The organism is Aeribacillus sp. SP014, assembly GCF_054055575.1.
Genome location: NZ_JBSRXI010000001.1, coordinates 2,452,163 through 2,471,053 on the forward strand (window position 1 = coordinate 2,452,163; position 18,891 = coordinate 2,471,053).

General features: G+C 39.4%; 21 protein-coding genes. All 21 read right to left on the minus strand.

Translation table 11 applies throughout. From position 1 onward, the window contains the following. Position 1: 1 nt before the first annotated feature. Genes flhF through fliF form a run of 21 tightly spaced genes read right to left on the minus strand, consistent with a single transcriptional unit; the run spans position 2 to position 18,856 of the window. Complete coding sequence (gene flhF, locus ACVIJU_RS11845) at positions 2–1,090, minus strand: flagellar biosynthesis protein FlhF (protein ID WP_063386681.1); 1,089 nt, start codon at positions 1,088–1,090, stop codon at positions 2–4. After that, complete coding sequence (flhA, locus tag ACVIJU_RS11850) at positions 1,090–3,123, minus strand: flagellar biosynthesis protein FlhA (protein ID WP_063386680.1); 2,034 nt, start codon at positions 3,121–3,123, stop codon at positions 1,090–1,092. Before flhA ends, flhF begins: the two co-directional genes overlap by 1 nt. A gap of 23 nt (positions 3,124–3,146) precedes the next feature. Continuing rightward, positions 3,147–4,229 carry a flagellar biosynthesis protein FlhB gene (gene flhB / locus ACVIJU_RS11855; RefSeq protein WP_063386679.1) on the minus strand — a complete coding sequence of 361 codons (1,083 nt, stop codon included), beginning with the start codon at positions 4,227–4,229 and terminating at the stop codon, positions 3,147–3,149. Next, positions 4,226–5,002 carry a flagellar biosynthetic protein FliR gene (gene fliR, locus ACVIJU_RS11860; protein WP_063386678.1) on the minus strand — a complete coding sequence of 259 codons (777 nt, stop codon included), beginning with the start codon at positions 5,000–5,002 and terminating at the stop codon, positions 4,226–4,228. The genes flhB and fliR overlap by 4 nt, the downstream gene beginning before the upstream one ends. A 5-nt stretch (positions 5,003–5,007) precedes the next feature. Further along, a complete protein-coding gene (gene fliQ / locus ACVIJU_RS11865; protein ID WP_063386677.1) occupies positions 5,008–5,277 on the minus strand; it encodes a flagellar biosynthesis protein FliQ in 270 nt (89 codons plus the stop codon). A gap of 17 nt (positions 5,278–5,294) precedes the next feature. Beyond that, positions 5,295–5,960 carry a flagellar type III secretion system pore protein FliP gene (fliP, locus tag ACVIJU_RS11870; protein WP_063386676.1) on the minus strand — a complete coding sequence of 222 codons (666 nt, stop codon included), beginning with the start codon at positions 5,958–5,960 and terminating at the stop codon, positions 5,295–5,297. Next, positions 5,957–6,598 (minus strand): flagellar biosynthetic protein FliO, encoded by a 642-nt coding sequence (locus tag ACVIJU_RS11875; protein WP_063386675.1) that lies wholly within the window; start codon positions 6,596–6,598, stop codon positions 5,957–5,959. Before ACVIJU_RS11875 ends, fliP begins: the two co-directional genes overlap by 4 nt. A gap of 12 nt (positions 6,599–6,610) precedes the next feature. Further along, a complete protein-coding gene (locus ACVIJU_RS11880; RefSeq protein ID WP_063386674.1) occupies positions 6,611–6,973 on the minus strand; it encodes a response regulator in 363 nt (120 codons plus the stop codon). A gap of 21 nt (positions 6,974–6,994) precedes the next feature. Next, complete coding sequence (gene fliY, locus ACVIJU_RS11885; protein WP_327856298.1) at positions 6,995–8,074, minus strand: flagellar motor switch phosphatase FliY; 1,080 nt, start codon at positions 8,072–8,074, stop codon at positions 6,995–6,997. Then, the gene (fliM, locus tag ACVIJU_RS11890) at positions 8,067–9,065 is read right to left on the minus strand and encodes a flagellar motor switch protein FliM (protein WP_063386672.1); all 999 of its coding nucleotides are present in this window, start codon (positions 9,063–9,065) and stop codon (positions 8,067–8,069) included. The genes fliY and fliM overlap by 8 nt, the downstream gene beginning before the upstream one ends. Positions 9,066–9,098: 33 nt before the next feature. After that, entirely contained in the window at positions 9,099–9,527 is a 429-nt protein-coding gene (gene fliL / locus ACVIJU_RS11895) for a flagellar basal body-associated protein FliL (RefSeq protein ID WP_327856297.1), read from the minus strand. After that, positions 9,520–9,738 (minus strand): flagellar FlbD family protein, encoded by a 219-nt coding sequence (locus ACVIJU_RS11900; RefSeq protein WP_063386670.1) that lies wholly within the window; start codon positions 9,736–9,738, stop codon positions 9,520–9,522. The genes fliL and ACVIJU_RS11900 overlap by 8 nt, the downstream gene beginning before the upstream one ends. Positions 9,739–9,763: 25 nt before the next feature. Beyond that, positions 9,764–11,293, minus strand: coding sequence for a flagellar hook protein FlgE (locus ACVIJU_RS11905; RefSeq protein WP_327862755.1), 1,530 nt, complete (start codon positions 11,291–11,293; stop codon positions 9,764–9,766). A 34-nt stretch (positions 11,294–11,327) separates the two neighbouring features. Continuing rightward, positions 11,328–11,771 carry a flagellar hook assembly protein FlgD gene (gene flgD / locus ACVIJU_RS11910; protein ID WP_094246042.1) on the minus strand — a complete coding sequence of 148 codons (444 nt, stop codon included), beginning with the start codon at positions 11,769–11,771 and terminating at the stop codon, positions 11,328–11,330. 9 nt (positions 11,772–11,780) lie between these two features. After that, entirely contained in the window at positions 11,781–13,052 is a 1,272-nt protein-coding gene (locus ACVIJU_RS11915; protein WP_456687638.1) for a flagellar hook-length control protein FliK, read from the minus strand. 44 nt (positions 13,053–13,096) lie between these two features. Further along, entirely contained in the window at positions 13,097–13,720 is a 624-nt protein-coding gene (locus tag ACVIJU_RS11920; RefSeq protein WP_165381895.1) for a MotE family protein, read from the minus strand. A gap of 9 nt (positions 13,721–13,729) precedes the next feature. Continuing rightward, a complete protein-coding gene (gene fliJ / locus ACVIJU_RS11925) occupies positions 13,730–14,173 on the minus strand; it encodes a flagellar export protein FliJ (protein ID WP_063386665.1) in 444 nt (147 codons plus the stop codon). Further along, positions 14,170–15,486, minus strand: coding sequence for a flagellar protein export ATPase FliI (gene fliI, locus ACVIJU_RS11930; RefSeq protein WP_456687639.1), 1,317 nt, complete (start codon positions 15,484–15,486; stop codon positions 14,170–14,172). The genes fliJ and fliI overlap by 4 nt, the downstream gene beginning before the upstream one ends. 5 nt (positions 15,487–15,491) lie before the next feature. Further along, positions 15,492–16,244 (minus strand): flagellar assembly protein FliH, encoded by a 753-nt coding sequence (gene fliH / locus ACVIJU_RS11935; protein ID WP_161939796.1) that lies wholly within the window; start codon positions 16,242–16,244, stop codon positions 15,492–15,494. Further along, entirely contained in the window at positions 16,237–17,238 is a 1,002-nt protein-coding gene (fliG, locus tag ACVIJU_RS11940; protein ID WP_063386662.1) for a flagellar motor switch protein FliG, read from the minus strand. The genes fliH and fliG overlap by 8 nt, the downstream gene beginning before the upstream one ends. A gap of 13 nt (positions 17,239–17,251) precedes the next feature. Then, positions 17,252–18,856, minus strand: a complete 1,605-nt coding sequence (gene fliF / locus ACVIJU_RS11945; protein WP_063386661.1) for a flagellar basal-body MS-ring/collar protein FliF — start codon at positions 18,854–18,856, stop codon at positions 17,252–17,254. Positions 18,857–18,891 lie beyond the last annotated feature (35 nt).

Here is an 18,891-nt window from a genome sequence, read left to right on the forward strand (position 1 = left end):
GCTACCCCATTAAATATTGAATAAAAGTTTCATGATCCAGCTTATGAATGTCGTCTGGAACATCTTGACCGTCAGTCATATATCCGGCACCAATCTTTGTTTTGTAGACGATGTTATACATAGCTCCATAAGAGGAGGTTTCGTCATGTTTAGTAAAAATAAATTGATGAATCGGCAAATGAGAAAATTGGTTATAAACTTTTTCCATATCTTCAAATTTTGAAGTTAAAGAAAATACTAAAAATGTTTCCATTTCATCCTGAAAGTCAATGGTTTCGCTTAAATCTTGCACATATTGCTGTTCAAGGAAGTTCCGGCCCGCCGTGTCAATAAAAACGATGTCGCAGTCATTCAGCTTCTTTTTCCCCTCCTGAAAATCAAATGAGTTATAACAAACTTCAAGCGGGGCATTTAAAATTTCGGCATATGTTTTTAATTGATCGATCGCAGCAATTCGATAAGTGTCCGTCGTAAGAAATCCGATTTTTTTCTTGTAATTTATTTTGCAGATTGCGGCAAGCTTTGCCAATGTCGTCGTTTTTCCAACACCGGTTGGTCCTACAACATTCACAAATTTTTTTGAAAAAGTAATGCCGTGAAAAGGAATGTCCGAAATCCTCTTTTTTAACTCTTTCTTCAATTGAAATTCCAGCTGTTCGTTTGTCAGCTTTTTTTGATGGATCAAATACGTTTCCAGTATAGATGCGATCACATCCTGTTTAATCGGCTGCAGCAAACCTAACGAATCAATTTTTTGTTCGATCTCTTTTAGGTCAGGATGAATAACAGTACTGTTTACGGACATGGATTGAACGAGATCCTTCAGTTTTTTTATTTCATTCAGTACAGGAGACATCTCTAATTGTTGGTCCGTTTGATGTTCTATTTTTTCTTTTTGGGACCCGCTGATCATTTCATCTTCTTCGTCAATGCCCGCCACCACTTCAATCATTTTTTTCTTAAACATTCCTAGAAATCCACCAGTATAGACGACTTTCGAATTGAGGATGACAGCATTTTGACCGAGTTGGCTGCGAATCGTCTTCATCGCCTCTTGCATAGTATGGGCTTTGAATTTTTTAATCTTCATTAAATATTCACCACTCCGACACTTTGTACTTCAATGTTTGATTCAAGTTCGTTGTATGACAATACGGGTACATCAGGCAAATATCGCTCGATCAGCTGCCGTGCATACATTCTAACAGAAGGCGAGCAGAGCAAGATTGGCGTTTGCTCTTCCATTGCCAGCTGTTCCACATTTTTTGCAATGGCTTCGACAATCCTTTGTGATACATGCGGCTCCAATGACAAAAAGGTTCCTCGTTCCGTTTGCTGCACGCCATCGGCAATGGCTTTTTCTACTTGAGCTGAGAGAGTAATGACTTTCAATGTCTCCCCTTCTTTTGCATACTGGCTTGTAATTTGTTTTGCCAGCGACTGTCTTACATATTCAGCTAAAATTTCCGGATCTGTTGTAAATTTGGCATAGTCAGCTAATGTTTCAAAAATAACCGGCAAATTTCGAATAGAAATTTTTTCTTTAAGCAGTTTCGCCAAAACTTTTTGAATATCTCCAATAGAAAGTGGATTCGGCGTAACTTCTTCCACTAATATCGGGTATGTTTCTTTTAAATGATCGACAAGCTGTTTTGTTTCGTGTCGTCCAAGCAATTCATGAGCATGCCTCCGGATCGTTTCCGTAATGTGAGTAGAAACAACGCTAGGAGGATCGACGACCGTATATCCTGCCAATTCAGCTTGTTCTTTTAAATGTTCGCTGATCCATTTTGCAGGAAGTCCAAACGAAGGCTCAATTGTGTCAATCCCTTCAATCAAATCATTATCCATTCCTGGCGCCATCGCCAAATAATGATCGAGCATAATTTCACCTTTCGCCGCTTCGTTTCCTTTAATTTTTAATCTGTATTCATTCGGCTTTAATTGGATATTATCCCGTATTCGGACGACAGGAATGACAAGGCCCAATTCTACGGCAAGCTGCCTTCTGATCATTACGATCCGATCCAACAGGTCTCCCCCTTGTCCGCTATCAGCAAGAGGAATTAAACCATATCCGAATTCAAATTCAATTGGATCCATCGATAACAGATTCATCACTTGCTCCGGACTTTTCGCTTCGTTCATTTCCACTTCTTCTTCAACAATCTCTTCGTCTTTTTCAATTTGTTTCTTCGTACGATTCATCGCAAATGCTAAGAAAGCAAACATGAGAGCGATCGGAGTTGTTACGATCGGACCAATCGGAGTAACAATACCTAAAATAAAGATGATTCCTGCGGTAACATACAGCAGCTTTGGAAATGCTAAAAGCTGGTTCGTAATGTCTTGTCCTAAATTTCCGTCAGAAGCAGCTCTCGTGACAACAATCCCTGTTGCCGTTGAGATTAATAAAGCTGGAATTTGGCTGACTAATCCATCTCCAACTGTAAGAAGCGTGAATTTTGAAACAGCTTCTTGAAAAGAAAGCCCTTGCTGGATCATGCCGATGATAATTCCGAAAATAATATTGATCAGCACAATTATGACACCAGCAATCGCATCTCCTTTTACAAATTTGCTTGCTCCGTCCATTGCGCCATAAAAATCTGCTTCTCTTGCAATCGTTTCTCTCCGTTTTTTTGCCTCGTCTTCCGAGATGATTCCCGCATTCAAGTCTGCATCAATACTCATCTGCTTACCGGGCATGGCATCAAGCGTAAAGCGGGCTGCCACTTCTGCTACCCGTTCAGATCCTTTTGTAATGACAACAAATTGAATAATAACTAAAATGATAAATACGACAAAACCAACAAGGATATTTCCACCGACAACAAAAGTTCCAAACGTTTCCACGACTGTTCCCGCTTCTCCATTAGCTAAAATCGAACGCGTTGTGGAAACGTTTAAGCCGAGTCGATATAACGTTAACAAAAGCAAAAGAGAAGGAAAGATTGAAAATTGTAAAGGCTTTTCAATGTTCATGGATGTAAGGAGGACGAGCAAGGCAAGAGATATATTAATGATAATCAATATGCTCAGCAGCCATGAAGGCAGCGGGATGATAAGCATGGCAACAATTAAAATGACAGCTACTATAACCGATAAATCTCTTGCTGACATGATACTTCCTCCTAGCAAAATTGTTACACTTTTTGTTTTTGACGATAAACATAAGCTAAAATTTCAGCCACAGCCTTAAAAAATTGTTCAGGAATCATCTCGCCAATTTCCACTTGGTCATACAAAGAACGAGCGAGCTGCCTGTTTTCGACTGTTATGATTTCATGGGCTTTGGCAATTTGCTTGATCTTTTGCGCGACAAAATCTGTTCCTTTTGCAACTACGACAGGTGCATCGTGTTCCTTTTCATCATACTTTAAGGCAACTGCATAATGAGTAGGGTTCGTAATGACGACATCAGCTTTCGGAATTTCCTGCATCATCCTTCTCATCGCCATTTCCCTTTGTTTCTGTTTAATTCTCGATCTAATTAACGGGTCGCCTTCCATTTTTTTGTACTCATCTTTTACTTCCTGCTTAGACATGCGAATGTTTTTTTCGAAATCCCATCTTTGATACAAGTAATCTAGCAATGCGATGAACAAAAGCGCACCTGAAGCATATAGTCCTATCTGCACCGCCAGCTTTGAAATTGAAGCAAAAGCTCGTTCAAGCGGCATTTGCGGAAGTCGCAAAATCTCCTGCCAATTGAAATAAATATACGCAAAGGTTACCCCGCCGATAAAGAAAACTTTTAAGATCGATTTCAAAAGCTCGACAATTGCCCGAATGGAATATATGCGTTTAAAGCCTTCAATCGGATTCAGTTTATTTAATTTCATTTTCAACGGTTCAGTTGTAAAAAGAAATCCAACTTGAATATAATTACTGAAAACCCCAGCAACGAAGGCTGCTATCATGAATGGAGCGGTAATTTGAGCGCCTTCCAATACATATTTATTAAAGATTGAATGCACATTTTCTTCTGTGATATCCGTCAACAAATAATCTTCAAAAGTAGAATGGAACATGTTTAAAATATTATCAATCACCGTTTTCCCGAAAAACAGCAATGACAGAAAAACTAAAAACATGGTGATGGCTGTGTTCAAATCGGGACTCTTGGCAACCTGCCCTTTTTTCCTGACATCCTGCCGCTTTCTCGGAGTCGCTTTTTCCGTTTTTTCTCCGGCAAAATATTGCAAATCTAACGGTAAATAATTCATGCGCCATCACCTAATAAATTCATTAAGGTTCTCATCACATCGAACATGTATTGGAAAAGCCCCTGAATCAGCATAAATATAATGCCTAAAACGAGCACCATCATCAGAAAGCTGACGCCAATTTTAATGGCAAACCCAATGACAAATACATTCATTTGCGGAACTGTCCGGGCAACAATCCCTAGAGCAAGGTCAACTAAAAAGAGCGAAGCGACTATCGGAAGCGCCATTTGAAATGCTACGAGAAACATTTTGCTGTACGCCTTCAAAACTTGTTCGGCAACAGCTCCATCAGAAATCGGAATAAAATATTGATCCGGAGGGATTACTTGAAAACTGTATACAATCCCGTTAATCAGCATATGGTGCCCGTTTAGGCTCAGCATGAGCAATAGGGCAAAAGAATAAAGAAATTGTCCAATTAACGGCGTTTGAACTCCTGTCTGCGGATCAATAATATTCGCGATGATAAACCCCATTTGAAAATCGATTAAGCTTCCTGCAATGTGGACAGCTGACATGATGATATATGCGATCAGACCAATGAATAGTCCGATTAAAACTTCTTTTATTATCAGCGGGTAGAAATTCGCATCTAAGTCAACCTTTCCCTCATCGATCGTCATGACGATGATAAGGGAAAGGAAAAAAGACATGCCAATTTTAAACCGCATCGGAATATTCCGATATGAAAATAATGGAAGCGTTGCAATAAAAGCTGTTATTCTTGTAAACACAAGCAAAAAAAGCGGATAATACTCCAGCATCATCATTCAACTCATCCAACAAATTGATTGAGATTGCTGAAAATATTATGTGTATACGACAAAATGACAGATAGCATCCATGGGCCAAAAATAATCAATCCGACCAAAACAGCCACAATTTTTGGTATGAACGCCAATGTCTGTTCCTGTATTTGTGTCGTTGCTTGAAAGATGCTGACAATTAAGCCGACAACAAGCGATATTAAAAGAAGTGGCCCACTGATCATTAAAGTTGTATAAACCGCTTTTTCTGCTATGGAAAGGATCATTTCGGTACTCATTGGCTCACCTACTTATTTTAAAAACTTTGCAGCAATGATTTGACAACTAAGTACCAGCCGTCCACGAGCACAAACAGCAATATTTTAAAAGGCAATGATATCATGACAGGAGGAAGCATCATCATTCCCATTGACATGAGGACACTTGATACAACCATGTCAATGATTAAAAAAGGAATAAAGATCATAAAACCTATTTGAAACGCTGTTTTTAATTCGCTGATGGCAAATGCAGGCACTAAAGCCACGAGCGGAATATCGTCAATCGTCTCAGGATTTTCAATATTGGCGTAATTTAAAAACAAAGCTAAATCTTTTTGTCTCGTATGTTTGCTCATAAATTCCTTTATCGGCTTTTCCGCCTGTTCATACGCTTCCTCAATGGTTATTTCATTATTGAACAAAGGATTCAAAGCTTTTTCATGTATTTCTTGAAAAGTCGGTCCCATTATAAAAAAGGTTAAAAAAAGTGCAAGGCCGATGAGCACTTGGTTGGGCGGCATTTGCTGGGTAGCAAGCGAAGTTCGCACAAACGATAACACGATGACGATGCGCGTAAAGCAAGTCATTAAAATCAATATCCCTGGTGCAATTGACAAAACGGTGAGCAGAAGCAAAAGCTTCACAGTCGTCGCAACATTTTCCGGATCATTTTGATTAAAATAGCTAAAAAACTCACTCATTTTTTTGATCCTTTCTGCCGAAGACGCTGCATCTGTTCACGTCTTTCTTTTAATAGTGATTCCAGCTCTTTTTTGAAGGAGGTCTTCTCGCTACCCTTTTGTTTATGATTATTTAGAATGAAGCGCATCATATTTTGTTCAAAAGCATTGTTGCCGGGCTCTTTCTGCATGTCGATAATTTTCTTATATTCCTCTTCATCATTAATTTCTTGTAATAGTTCAATCGTATCCCCGACGCCAACGATTAGAATGCGATTCCCCACCTTCACCAGCTGGATGGACTTGTTTTGTCCTAAGGAAATGCCGCCGAGATTTTGTAAGTATTTAGTTTCTTGCGGAAGCTTCATTTTTTTGTTTAAAAATTTTAATAAAAAGATTAAGAGACCTAAAACAATAATAAGTGTAAAAATCATTTTCAAAACATCGAATACTGATAAGGAGGTGCTGTTGCCACCATCTTCAACCAATTCGTTCGTCGCTTTCTCTTCTTTTTTTTCATCCTGTTGATCGGATGTCTGCTGTTTTAAATATTCCTCAACGGTGGGATTTTTCGCGGCTGCATGCACGAAATCGGCGTTTATTGGAACATAAAAAAACAACAGCCATAAACAGCACAAATATGTAATACATCGTTTCAATGCAAATGCTCCTTATCCCAATGTCTTTTGAATAGCTTCCAGTACACGATCGGCCTGAAAAGGTTTCACAATAAAATCTTTGGCACCAGCTTGAATAGCATCGATTACCATTGCCTGCTGTCCCATCGCTGAACACATGACAACTTTTGCATTTGGATTAATTTTGCGTATTTCCTTTAAAGCAGTGATGCCATCCATTTCAGGCATTGTAATATCCATCGTGACTAAATCAGGCTGCAATTCTTTAAATTTTTCGACTGCCTGCGCACCATCTGCAGCCTCTCCTACTACTTCATATCCATTTTTTGTCAATATATCTTTGATCATCATTCTCATAAATGCTGCATCATCAACGACTAAAATCCTTTTTGACATTTTGCTCCTCACTCCTATCAACTATTTTAGATTCATTATCCGATCTGCTTGACTCATGATATCCGTTACGCGAACACCGAAATTTTCGTCGATGACAACTACTTCACCTTTTGCTACCTTTTTGCTGTTTATGAATATGTCGACTGGCTCCCCGGCCAGCTTATCAAGCTCGATAATGGATCCTTTAGACAATTCCAAAATTTGTTTGATGGATCTTTTTGTTCTTCCAAGCTCAACCGTTACATTTAAAGGAATGTCGAGCAGCAGCTCCAAATTGTGCGTGTCTACAGATTGATTCGTTTGTTCATCAAATGTCGCAAATTCAACAGGTTTAACTTCAACAGGCTGAGCTTTTTCCTTCTCGCTTTTTTCTATATGCAGCTGTTGATTTTCTCGCGCTTCTTCAGGTTCTGTTTGCACGTTATTTGATGCCTCTTTACTCGCTTTATTCATTAATTCAACAACGAGCTGTTTAGCAAAATCAAGGGGTAAGAGCTGCATAATATTCGAATCAATTAAATTGCCGACAGTTAATCGGAAGGATACCTTCACAAGCAGTTCATCATCAGGAATAGCATCGGTTCCTTCCCCTTCTTTAACATTCAATAATTCGAGGCGAGGCGGTGAAATATCTATTTTTTTATTTAAAACGGTTGACATTGATGTGGAAGCAGATCCCATCATTTGATTCATCGCTTCCTGGACAGCACTTAATTGAATTTCCCCCAATTCGTCCGGGTTGGAACCATCCCCGCCAATCATTAAATCAGCAATGACAGCAGCATCGCTTTGTTTAATTACAAGCAGATTGCTGCCGGACAGCCCTTCTGTAAAAACTACTTCTATTGCTACGTATGGATGTGGAAACTCCTTTGCCAGTTCTTGCTTATTAATAATCGACACGCTCGGAGTAGTGATTTCTACTTTTTGATTAAGCAAGGATGATAAAGCTGTAGCAGAACTGCCAAAAGAAATATTTCCTATCTCCCCAATCGTATCTTTTTCAATTTCATTCAATAGATTGTCAGTTTCAGTTGATTCTTGATTTCCCCCTTTTAATAGAGAATCGATTTCCTCTTGTGACAACATGTTATCAGTCATCAGCTTCGTCACCTCTCTCTATGTGGCCTAATATTTGAACGGCCAGCTTCTTGTTCTTTTTGCCAGGCTGTCCAAAAAATTTAGGGACGTCACCTACTTTAATCACCAACGGGTCGCTGGTCGATTGATCAAGACGGATCATATCCCCCACTCGCATTTCAAGAAACTCTTGAACTGTCACAACGGACGTCCCTAATTCTGCAACCACCGGAACTTCTGCAAGCTTTATCCGGTTTTTGATTACTTCCGTTTCCACTGAGTTTTGGGCTTTCCTTTCCGATTGCATCCAATAATGGACGGAAAGCTTTGGAATAATCGGTTCCAACACAACATGGGGAATACAAAGGTTTATCATTCCGCTCGCTTCTCCCACTTGTGTATTAAGGGAAATAACAACAACTGTGTCATTTGGAGATACCATTTGCAAAAATTGCGGATTTACCTCAAATTCCTGCATGCAAGGCTCAATGTCCAAAATGGTACTCCAAGCTTCACGGTAGTGCTCCAAAGTTTTTTCGAAAATGGATGCAATAATTTTCATTTCAATTTCTGTTAATTGTTCAATCTTATTCATGGAAGCCCCGAAACCGCCCATTAACCGATCCATCATTGCATACGCAATATTTGGGTTCACTTCCATAATAATTCTTCCATCAAGTGTCCCAAGTTCAAAAACATTTAAAACTGTCATTTTCGGAATGGAACGGACAAACTCTTCATAGGGCAGCTGGTCTACAGACGTGACGGTTATTTGGACATATGTCCGCAATTGCGCAGCAAAATACGTCGTTAAAAGCCTTGCGAAATTTTCATGCACTCTAGTAATGCTGCGAATTTGATCTTTTGAAAAACGAAGAGCACGTTTAAAATCGTAAACTTTTATTTTCTTTGCTTCTTCTTCTTTCTTTAATTCATCAACATTCATTTCACCGGTCGTTAATGCAGATAATAGCGCATCAATTTCACTTTGCGATAAAATTTCATTTGACATAATGAGAACATCACCTCCTTATCCCTTTTTTGTCTATTGAAGGATAAAGGAAGTCGTGTACACTTGTTTCACTTCTCCTTCTTGTAAAAGCGCATCGACCTTCTTTTTAATCGTATCTTTAAAGCGGTCCATTCCAGCTTGCCCTTCCAAATCTTTTGCCTCCATATTTGCCAGTTCGGTTATAATAATATCTTTTATTTGAAATTCTCTCTTTTCTAATTCTTCTCTCGCTTTTTTGTCAGATGCTTCAATTTTGAAAGAAAGTCTTACAATATTTTTACTTTTTAAGTTTGTCGTAATTTCAGGAACATCAAATGAAGATTCCACCACCTCGTCGATGGAGCGGTTTTTCGCTTCAACCGGATCCTTCGTAAAAAATTCCATGACGACAAACGTAGTCAGTGCAGCAATTCCAACGGTTGAAATGACGATTAATAATGCAGTTAAAAATTTTTTACTCATTTTCTTGTCCCCCGAAATAGAAAGCTTTCCCAAAACCAAATTGTTTATAAAGCTCATTGATTTTTGTTACTACTTCCGTCTGTGAATCTTTTACTATATATTTTTTGCCGGATATTAACGTAATAGTCGTATCAGGAAACGATTCAATCCGTTCGATTAACAACACATTCAGATAAAAAGCTTCGCCATTCAGTTTTGTTAATTTAATCACGTTTCAAGCTCCCCCGTTCTTCCTATTAACGTTTTAAGCCAAGGAGCTCCTGCAAAATTTCGTCAGAAGTTGTAATGATTTTCGTATTTGATTGAAAACCTCTTTGTGCCACAATCATTTCCGTAAATTCTTCCGCCAAGTCCACATTGGACATTTCTAGTGAACTATTAATCAATGAGCCTGCTCCATCCTCTCCTGGAACGGAAAGTTCGTTAAGCTGCAGCCCATTGCCATTTTGGTCGATGAAACCAGAGTTAGGTGTTTCTCTAAAAAGATTGCTTCCGATTTTTTCTAATCCTTCTGGATTTGGAAAGTTCGCAAGCCGGATTTGTCCAGCGACTTTTAACTGACCGTTTCGATCAATAAACGTAACCTTTCCATCAGACCCGATGCTAAAGCTTTTAGCGGAAAGCGGAATTTGGATGAGACCGGCTTCTCCGCTCAACGAATCCGTCCATTGCGCCTCTTTTAAACTTTCGGCAATATCTTCGTATTTAATGACTGCTTGCCCAACATTGTTAAGAGCAACTTTATAATTCTCAATTGTCCCGATCAACTTCGTCATTAAATCAAGCGTATTCGTGTCAGCACTTGAACCTAACGGGATAGCTGTTGACGGATTTTGTGGGTAATCTCCAGCTGTAATCGGCAGAATCGGATTCGTGATTGTTGTAATGACGTCAGTATATGGCGGTGTATTGTTAAAATTATTAATAGAATTATTTAATTGTCCGATGGCAGTTTCAAACTGGTCTCGAATATTCCCAAACCCTGACGTTGGGTTTGTAATGGCTGCATTAAATTCTGTCCATATATCAATTAAAGCATTACGTGCATTTTGCATAGAGGTGTATAAAGGTGATGGGTTTTGTCGTCCGTCTTTTTCCCATAATTCCACCGCATCATTATATGCTTCATAAGCTTCCATCAATGCATTCGCTCTTTTTGAAATGTCTCTCAATGATTCATACATATTTTTATAAGGTGTATTGAAAGACGTGATTTGCTGAAGCGCTGCATTTGCTTTTTGAATTCCTTGATCTGTCGGAGGAATTTTTTCACCTGTTTCGCCAATTAAGTAAAGCCCTTCGCCAGTTACTAAATATCCGTTTGCGTCCAAATAAAAGTTTCCAGCGCGGGTGTATGCTAAATCAATTGCTCTATCAATGGCGCCCAAAATTTTATTGTCTCCAAATTGTCCTGCGTAATCAATGTTGACTCTCGTTAAATCGGTAATCACTCCGACAGGAAAAAAACCGTCTCCGCTGATCGCTACATCAAGAAGTCTTCCCGTTGATTGAGTTGGTCCAGATGTATGAACAGTGTCGATTGTTCCGATTGCCGCACCCAAACCTACCTGTGCTGGATTTATACCTCCTCGTCCATTTACAGCGGCGCTAGCGCCTGAAATTTGCTGGTTGACTAATTCTTTAAAAGTGACACGTCCTTTTTTGAAGCCGTACGTGTTGACATTCGCGATATTGTTGCCAATGACATCCAATTTTAATTGGAAATTTTTCATACCGCTAATACCTGAATACATGGAACGCAACATATGAACCTCTCCCTTTCTTTAAAATTTTATATTATTATCCTTCCTGATCAGATGAATCGTTTTCTCCAGCTTCGGATACTTTCGTAATACTTGAGCTTTCCACTTCATCGCCGTTGGCAAGCGCAATGATGACTGTATTTCCATTCATCCGCACGCTTTTGACAATGCTCTGCTTTTGCTCACCTTCTTTTGAGTATTCTACCGATTTGCCGATGAGCTGCGAATATTTGATGAGTGCATCCGATTTTAAAAAGGCTTCAAGCGATTTATTCATGTTTGTTATTTGTTCCAATGTTGAGAAATTCGCCATTTGAGCAATAAACTCTTTATCTTCCATTGGATTTAGCGGATCCTGATATTGCAATTGGGTAATCAATAACTTCAAAAAATCATCTTTTCCAAGAGTTGACTTAGCTTCCCTTGCTTTGTTTTCTGTATAGGTCGATAACAAATAGCTGTCGATGGAAATTCCGCTCATAAGAACCTCCTATATAATGGCATTTACATACTCTTTTAATTTTTCCATAAAAGTTTGGTCGTTCTGCTGTTCATTTTGATGCTTTTCTTGATCTTCCCCGTTATGTTGCTGCGAATTGCCACGTCCTCTTTTTTCTTGAAAGAAATAATGCTCTTCGTCAAAAATATCAAAGCGGTCAATTTGCAATGTTACATTCGGCAGCGAATGCTTTAACTGCTGAATACTATGCTCTAACAATTCTTTCGCTGATTGAGTCGATGTCTTAATTTTGGCGCTCATTTGGTCGCCATCTTTTATTAATTGAATGGTAATGGTCCCTAAATGCTCCGGAGTGAGCCGTATCGTCAATTTTTGTGCGCCATTAGGAAGCTGGCCAAATCGACTTGTTTTTATTACGTCTTTTAACTTTTGAAAAAATTCCTCTTGGACGTCTATACTCAGTTCAGAATCAATTTGCGAAGCCGGATTTTCTGAGCCAAATTTGTTTATGTATGATGTAAGAGTCAACTCAAACGTATCCTTCGTTTGGCCCGTTAGGAAATTTCCAACACTTTTTTGTTCAGCACGGCTCTCTTGTTGAACAAACTCCATTAGAGGATGCGTTCTTGCCAATATTTCCTCACGCTGCACAAATGGTTTCTTATTCGTGTCCATTTGTTGTATAAAATGAAGCGGCTCTGATGTTTCTAGATCATTAGGCAATATGTCAGCTATGGTAGCACTGTGATTCTCATATTGTCCAATCCGAACAGCTGTTAAAATATTTTGAAACATCGTGCTGCCTAGATCTCCATACTTTCTAGTAATGGTTTCAAAAACTTCGAGCATTCGAATAAACTCGTTCGGCTCATTTCGCTGCAAATAAGCTAAAATAGCAGTGATTTGCTGAAAAAGTACAGTTTTTTCCGGACTTTCCTCCGTATGATCAACATTCAGTTCCATATTGCTCGCAAATGTCAATTCCAACTTTTCAGAAGAAGGTTGGCTGACAGAAGATAAACTGCTGTCTTTTCTCTCCTGTTTGTCTTGAGCGTCTGTTTCCTGATCGTGCAAAATGTCAAGAGAGAGCCAATTTTTGATCGCATTTTGCAACTCTTCTAAGATAGTTGTTTCGATTTCAAATTTTTGCGGTTCATTTCCTTTCACCTGATCGGCTGGCTTCATGTTCACAAGCTGATCAAAAAACGTTTGAAAAGTTGACTCTTCCTTTTTTTCTTCTCCGTTTGTTGATTGTATGTTTCGCGTGTTCAATTGGAAAAACTGCAATTTAATGGCATCCATTTGTTCACCTCCTGAAATATGATCAGAATGTTCATGTAAGTTATTTATTGAGCAGCTGCCTCTTCAGTTGCTGATGGTACAGATTCGGCTGCTGGTTGTTCAGATTGAGCTGCTGCTTGCTCGGATAACAGCTTCGTATATTTGGCAGCGTCTTGGGGAGTCATTTTTTCTAAAATTCTAGCAAGCACGGCTTTTTTTAAAGATGATAGTATGCTGATTGCTTCATCATCAGAAAGCTCTGTAATGATGGCAGCTGCTTTTTTACTTGACATTTCCCCATATACTTTCGCAATATCAACGGCTTGTTGTTGATTTTTTTGCGGATTGGTTTGAGCTGCGTTTTCCAATGAGTTGATTTGCTGTGTCAGCTCTTGTATTTCTTCATCCTTGCTTTTCAGCTGTTCTTGCAGCTGATTGATTGTGTTTTCCTGCTCTTCAATCTTTTGCTTGAGCTCTTCTTGCTCTTTTTCCAGCTGCTCGTTCAGCCTTTCAAGATTTTCTTGCTTCTGACCTCCTTGCGCTAAGTCCGAAATAATCGGAATATTTTGGGCCGGCAGAATGCCGAGAAAAAACATGACGATTACGGCGACAAGCCCAAGACTAAAAAGTGATAAAAATATGGTCAAGAAAGTTTTTAAACCGCCTCGTTTCTTTTCTTTTTTCGCCATCATTTCCACCTAATTTCTATGAAACGAATATGTAATGATTGATATTTCATCCATCATTTTTCCTTCTTCTCGTTTCCTTAGCTCCATAAATTTCTTGTAATCTTTTTCTTTTATTTTTTCATATTGCTTTACTTCTATATGTTTTTGCATCAAAATCGACTGTTTTTCATTCATTGCATTACGAGAATAAATGACAAGCTGCTGGTAATGCTCAATTGTTTTTTCCAAATTTTGAACAAACTGTTGATACTGCTTAATTTCTTGAACGGACATCCCTTTGTTCAATTTTTCTTCTTGAAGCTTTACGAACTCCTCTTTTTGCTTTAAAAATGTATACAGCTTTGTTGCAACTTTTTTAAAATTTTCAACGGAATCTTCATATTCTTTTGATGATTTTCGTTTCTCATTTTCCTTTACATCCAATATTTTTTGATAGCGGAAATGGTATGTCATGCCTTGTCACCTTCTTCAAGTAGCGAAATTAATTGCTGTACGCTTTCCTCAAATGTTATTTTTTCATCCATATGCTGCTGAAGAAATCCGTTTATTTTCGGATAATAATCCATTGCTTGATCCATTTCTTTTGAAGAGCCTCTTTTATATGCGCCGATCTTAATTAAATCTTCTGACTCGGTATATGTAGAGTACAATGCTTTCAGTTTGTTCGCAGCTTCGAGATGCGCCGGTTCGACAATATGGTTCATAAGGCGGCTGACGCTTTTTAAAATATTAATTGCAGGAAAATGTCCTCTATTCGCCAACTCGCGATCGAGCACAATGTGCCCGTCCAAAATTCCTCTCACAGTATCCGCTATCGGTTCGTTCATATCATCGCCATCAACTAAGACAGTATAAATGGCTGTGATCGAACCCTTTTCATTATTTCCTGTTCTTTCTAAAAGTCGAGGAAGCATGGCGAACACTGAAGGGGTGTATCCTTTTGTCGTCGGTGGTTCCCCAACAGCCAGTCCAATTTCCCTTTGCGCAATCGCTACTCTCGTGACTGAATCCATCATAAACATGACATTATATCCTTTATCTCGAAAATATTCTGCAATCGCCGTTGCAGAATAGGCAGCTTTAATTCTCATTAAAGCCGGCTGATCGGAGGTTGCCGCCACAATAATCGTCCGCTTTAGCCCTTCTTCCCCTAAATCTCTCTCAATAAATTCTCGAACTTCTCTTCCCCTTTCACCTATTAAGGCAATCACATTTATATCTGCTCCTGAGCTTCTTGCGATCATTCCGAGCAAAGTACTTTTTCCAACGCCGCTTCCTGCAAAAATACCTACCCGCTGACCTTTCCCAATCGTTAAAAAACCGTCAATTGCTTTCACACCCACTTCAATTTTTTTGGTGATCGGCGGCCGGGTTAACGGGTTCGGCGGCTCATTTTCAGACAGAATAGTCGTTAAACCTTTTGGAAGATTGGATCCGTCCATTGGATGACCAAATGCATCTAATACTTTTCCGATCAGGCTGATTCCCGACTTTATTTTCAGGGGCGAGCCTGTTGCTTCCACGACACAGCCAGGTGCAATTTGGTTGACCTTTGTAAACGGCATTAATAGAATATTTTCTTCTTTGAATCCGACAACTTCTGCCAGCGTTTTTTCATTTTTTCCTACATGTACATAGCAAACATCGCCGATGGAACATTCAGGTCCGCGTGATTCAATCATGAGTCCGACTACTTTTTTCACTTTTCCATATCTCTTATAAGAGTCCAGCCGATCTATATGGTCGATCAATTGAGCTAGTTTCAATCGCTTCAATCCTCCCTGACAAGATTTAACAGCTTGCTTTTTAATTGTTCCAGCTGTGTATCAATGCTCGCATCAATTTTTCCAAATGGCGATTCTACACAAATTCCGTTTTCGGGCAAATTTACATCCGGAAAAATATAGAGCTCCGTTTTAGTTGTAAATAGTTCCATTAATTCTTCTTTTTGTTCAAGCATAAATTCATATTTGTCAGGGTGAACGTATATTTTGACTTCTGGATATTCCTTTACTTCACAAATCACTTCGCGAACCAATCCAGTAAACAGTTCAGGCTCTCGCTTTAGGTTGGCTGCAATAATTTTTTCCGCTACTTTTACAGCAATTTCAATAATGGTTTCCTCGGAAGCTTCTATTTTTTTCTCATAATCTTTTTTGGAAAGCTGGACTACCTGTCTGGCAGATTCAATCACATTTTCATACTCTTGAAGTCCATCTTTTTTCCCTTTTTCAAAACCGGCTTGATACCCTTCTTTTCTTGCTTCTTCTATTAGCCGCGCTTTTTCTTCCTGCCAAGCTTCCCTTTCTTTTTCGATCTCCTTAAGCAATCGCGTTTTTTCTTCTTCAGCTTTTTCTAAAATTTTCTCTGCTTCCAAATGGGCTGCCTCAAGGAACTGTGAGCGCTGTGTGTTCTCTTCTTGATCGGAAGCGGCGAACTCTTCCTGAATTTGGATCGTTCTGATCGTCAATTTGTGCGGCTTGTGCAATGACCAAGCATGGCCGGATTTTATGACTCTAGACAATGATTTCATCTCCTTGTCCTCGAGCGATCACAATTTCGCCAGCATCCTCTAATCTTCTTATCACTTCAACAATTCTTGATTGCGCTTCTTCTACATCACGAAGCCGAACAGGACCCATGTAATTCATTTCCTCCTTGAATGTTTCCGCCATTCTAGTTGACATATTTTTAAAGACAATTTCTTTCACTTCATCCGACGCAACCTTTAACGCCAGCATGAGATCATTATTATCCACTTCGCGAATGACGCGCTGAATGGCGCGGTTATCCAAGGTAACAATATCTTCAAATACAAACATCCGCTTTTTGATTTCTTCGGCCAGTTCGGGGTCCTGCACTTCTAGTGCTTCCAGTATCGTTCGTTCTGTCGAGCGGTCGACACCGTTTAACACTTCCACTACTGTTTCGATTCCACCCGTTTCTGTGAAATCTTCCGTTACAGTAGAAGAAAGCTTCTTCTCTAAAACTTGTTCAACTTCATTAATTACTTCAGGGGATGTGCGGTCCATAATGGCGATTCTTCTTGCAATATCCGCTTGAACTTCCTGAGGCAAGCTCGATAAAATTTGTCCCGACTGCTTGGCATCCAGATAGGACAAAACTAAAGCGATCGTTTGCGGATGCTCGTTTTGTATAAAGTTTAAAATTTGAGCCGGATCTGCTTTTCTAACAAAATCAAACGGCCGTACTTGAAGAGAAGATGTCAGCCTTCTGATTATTTCACTTGCCTTTTCCCCTCCTAATGCTTTCTCAAGCACCTCTTTCGCATATTGGATCCCCCCTTGGGCAATATAATCTTGCGCAAGGGCGATTTGATGAAACTCTTCAATCACTTCTTCTTTTTTTTGCGAATCCACTTTCCGTACACTCGATATTTCTAATGTAAGCTTTTCAATTTCTTCTTCCGTGAGGTGTTTATAAACGGAAGCAGAAGCTTCCGGACCTAAGGAGATCAATAAAATAGCAGCCTTTTGCCTACCGTTTAACTTTTTCATATGTCATTTCCCCCTAGTCTTCATAGAGCCAAGTGCGCAACAGTTTAGCGAATTCGTCAGGCTTCTCTTTGGCAAGCTCCTCAAGCTTTCTACGCTGCTCATTTGCTTTCGTTTGCTCGACAGATTCTTCTTCTTGCACAGGCTGCGGCACCACTTCTTCTATTTCGTCAAATTCATCATCTTCATACTCATCTTCTTCGTCTCTCCGTCTTTTCCACCACCATAGGAATAACAAGCCAAGAAGCAGAATGCCTGCTCCAATTAACACATAGCCCCAAATTGGGAATGATGATGGCTCCTCCAGATCATCCGCATTTATTTTGCCTGAAAACGGCTGAACAGAAACTACGATTTTATCCTCAATGTCTTGATCCGTTAACGGCTCGGCCTCCGGATCTTCATTGATGCTTGTCCGAACAATTGTTGATAAAATTTGTTCAATATCATCTACACTCTGCTGCGGCAACGAATTTGGATTTTCCGGATTCGGGGGCTCAACCATGACTTGAATGCCCAGATCTCTAATTTTATATGGACTTTCAACAATTTCCCGTTTGATCCGGTTTACCTCATAATTAATTCGGTCTTCAATTTTTTCATATTCTCCTTCTCCGTTTACACCGGCAGCCTGTTGATATGTATTCGGGACATCTGTTTGACCTGTTCCAGCAACGCCGGCAGCTTGCGCCCCAGTACCTGTGTATGTTTCCGTAATCCGTTCTGCACTGATGGCAATTCCTTCATTGTTCTCCTCATCAACTGGCTCGACTAAGTTTTCTTCCCGCTTTTCCTGGGTAAAATCAATATCAGCTGATACGTTGACAACCACTTTGTCTTGGCCCATCATCGTACCCAGCATTCTTTGCACTTGCCGTTGAATATTTTTTTCAATTTCCGATTTGATTTCAAGCTGGGAAGCAAAATTAGTGCCAGGTGTATCCTCTTGTTTCAAATCATAATAATCAAAATTTTGGTCCATTATAACAATGTTTTCAACAGGTAAATTCGGTACGCTCTTGGAAACAAGGTGATAGAGTGCGTTCACTTGCGATTGGTCAAGCTTGTACCCCGGCTCCAAATTTAAAACAATGGAAGCTGATGCTTCTCCTGCGTCCTCGCCGACGAATACCGTTTCTTTAGGTAAATTGACCATCACTTTAGCGTTTTTTACGCCTTCGATTTCTTTAATTAAATTGGCCAGTTCTGTTTGTGTAGCTTTTAATTTTAATACATCAAATTCATTATCTGTCATGCCAAAACCGATATTTTGTCCAAAATACGAATAATCGATATTTCCGCTTTCAGGAATACCTTCAGCTGCAAGCTCCACTTTCAGTGCATTTGCTTCGCTTTCCGGCACTTTAATAGTTGTTCCGTTATCGGCTATTTCCGATTGAATCCCTTTGTTATCGAGGGTTTCTTTGATTCGGCCAGCTTCTTCCAATGATAAATTCGTATATAGCGGTATCATTTTCGGTTTTGACAAAACTATTGACGAAACGATAATGGCAATGATGATGAGCGATGCGCCTCCGATGATGAGGGCTTTTTGCCATTTTGTCCTTTGCCTCCAAAATGACAAAATTGTATCCTTTATTTGCAGTAGTTTTTGATTCATTCTTTCTGATCCCCCGATAATGACATTCCATTTCT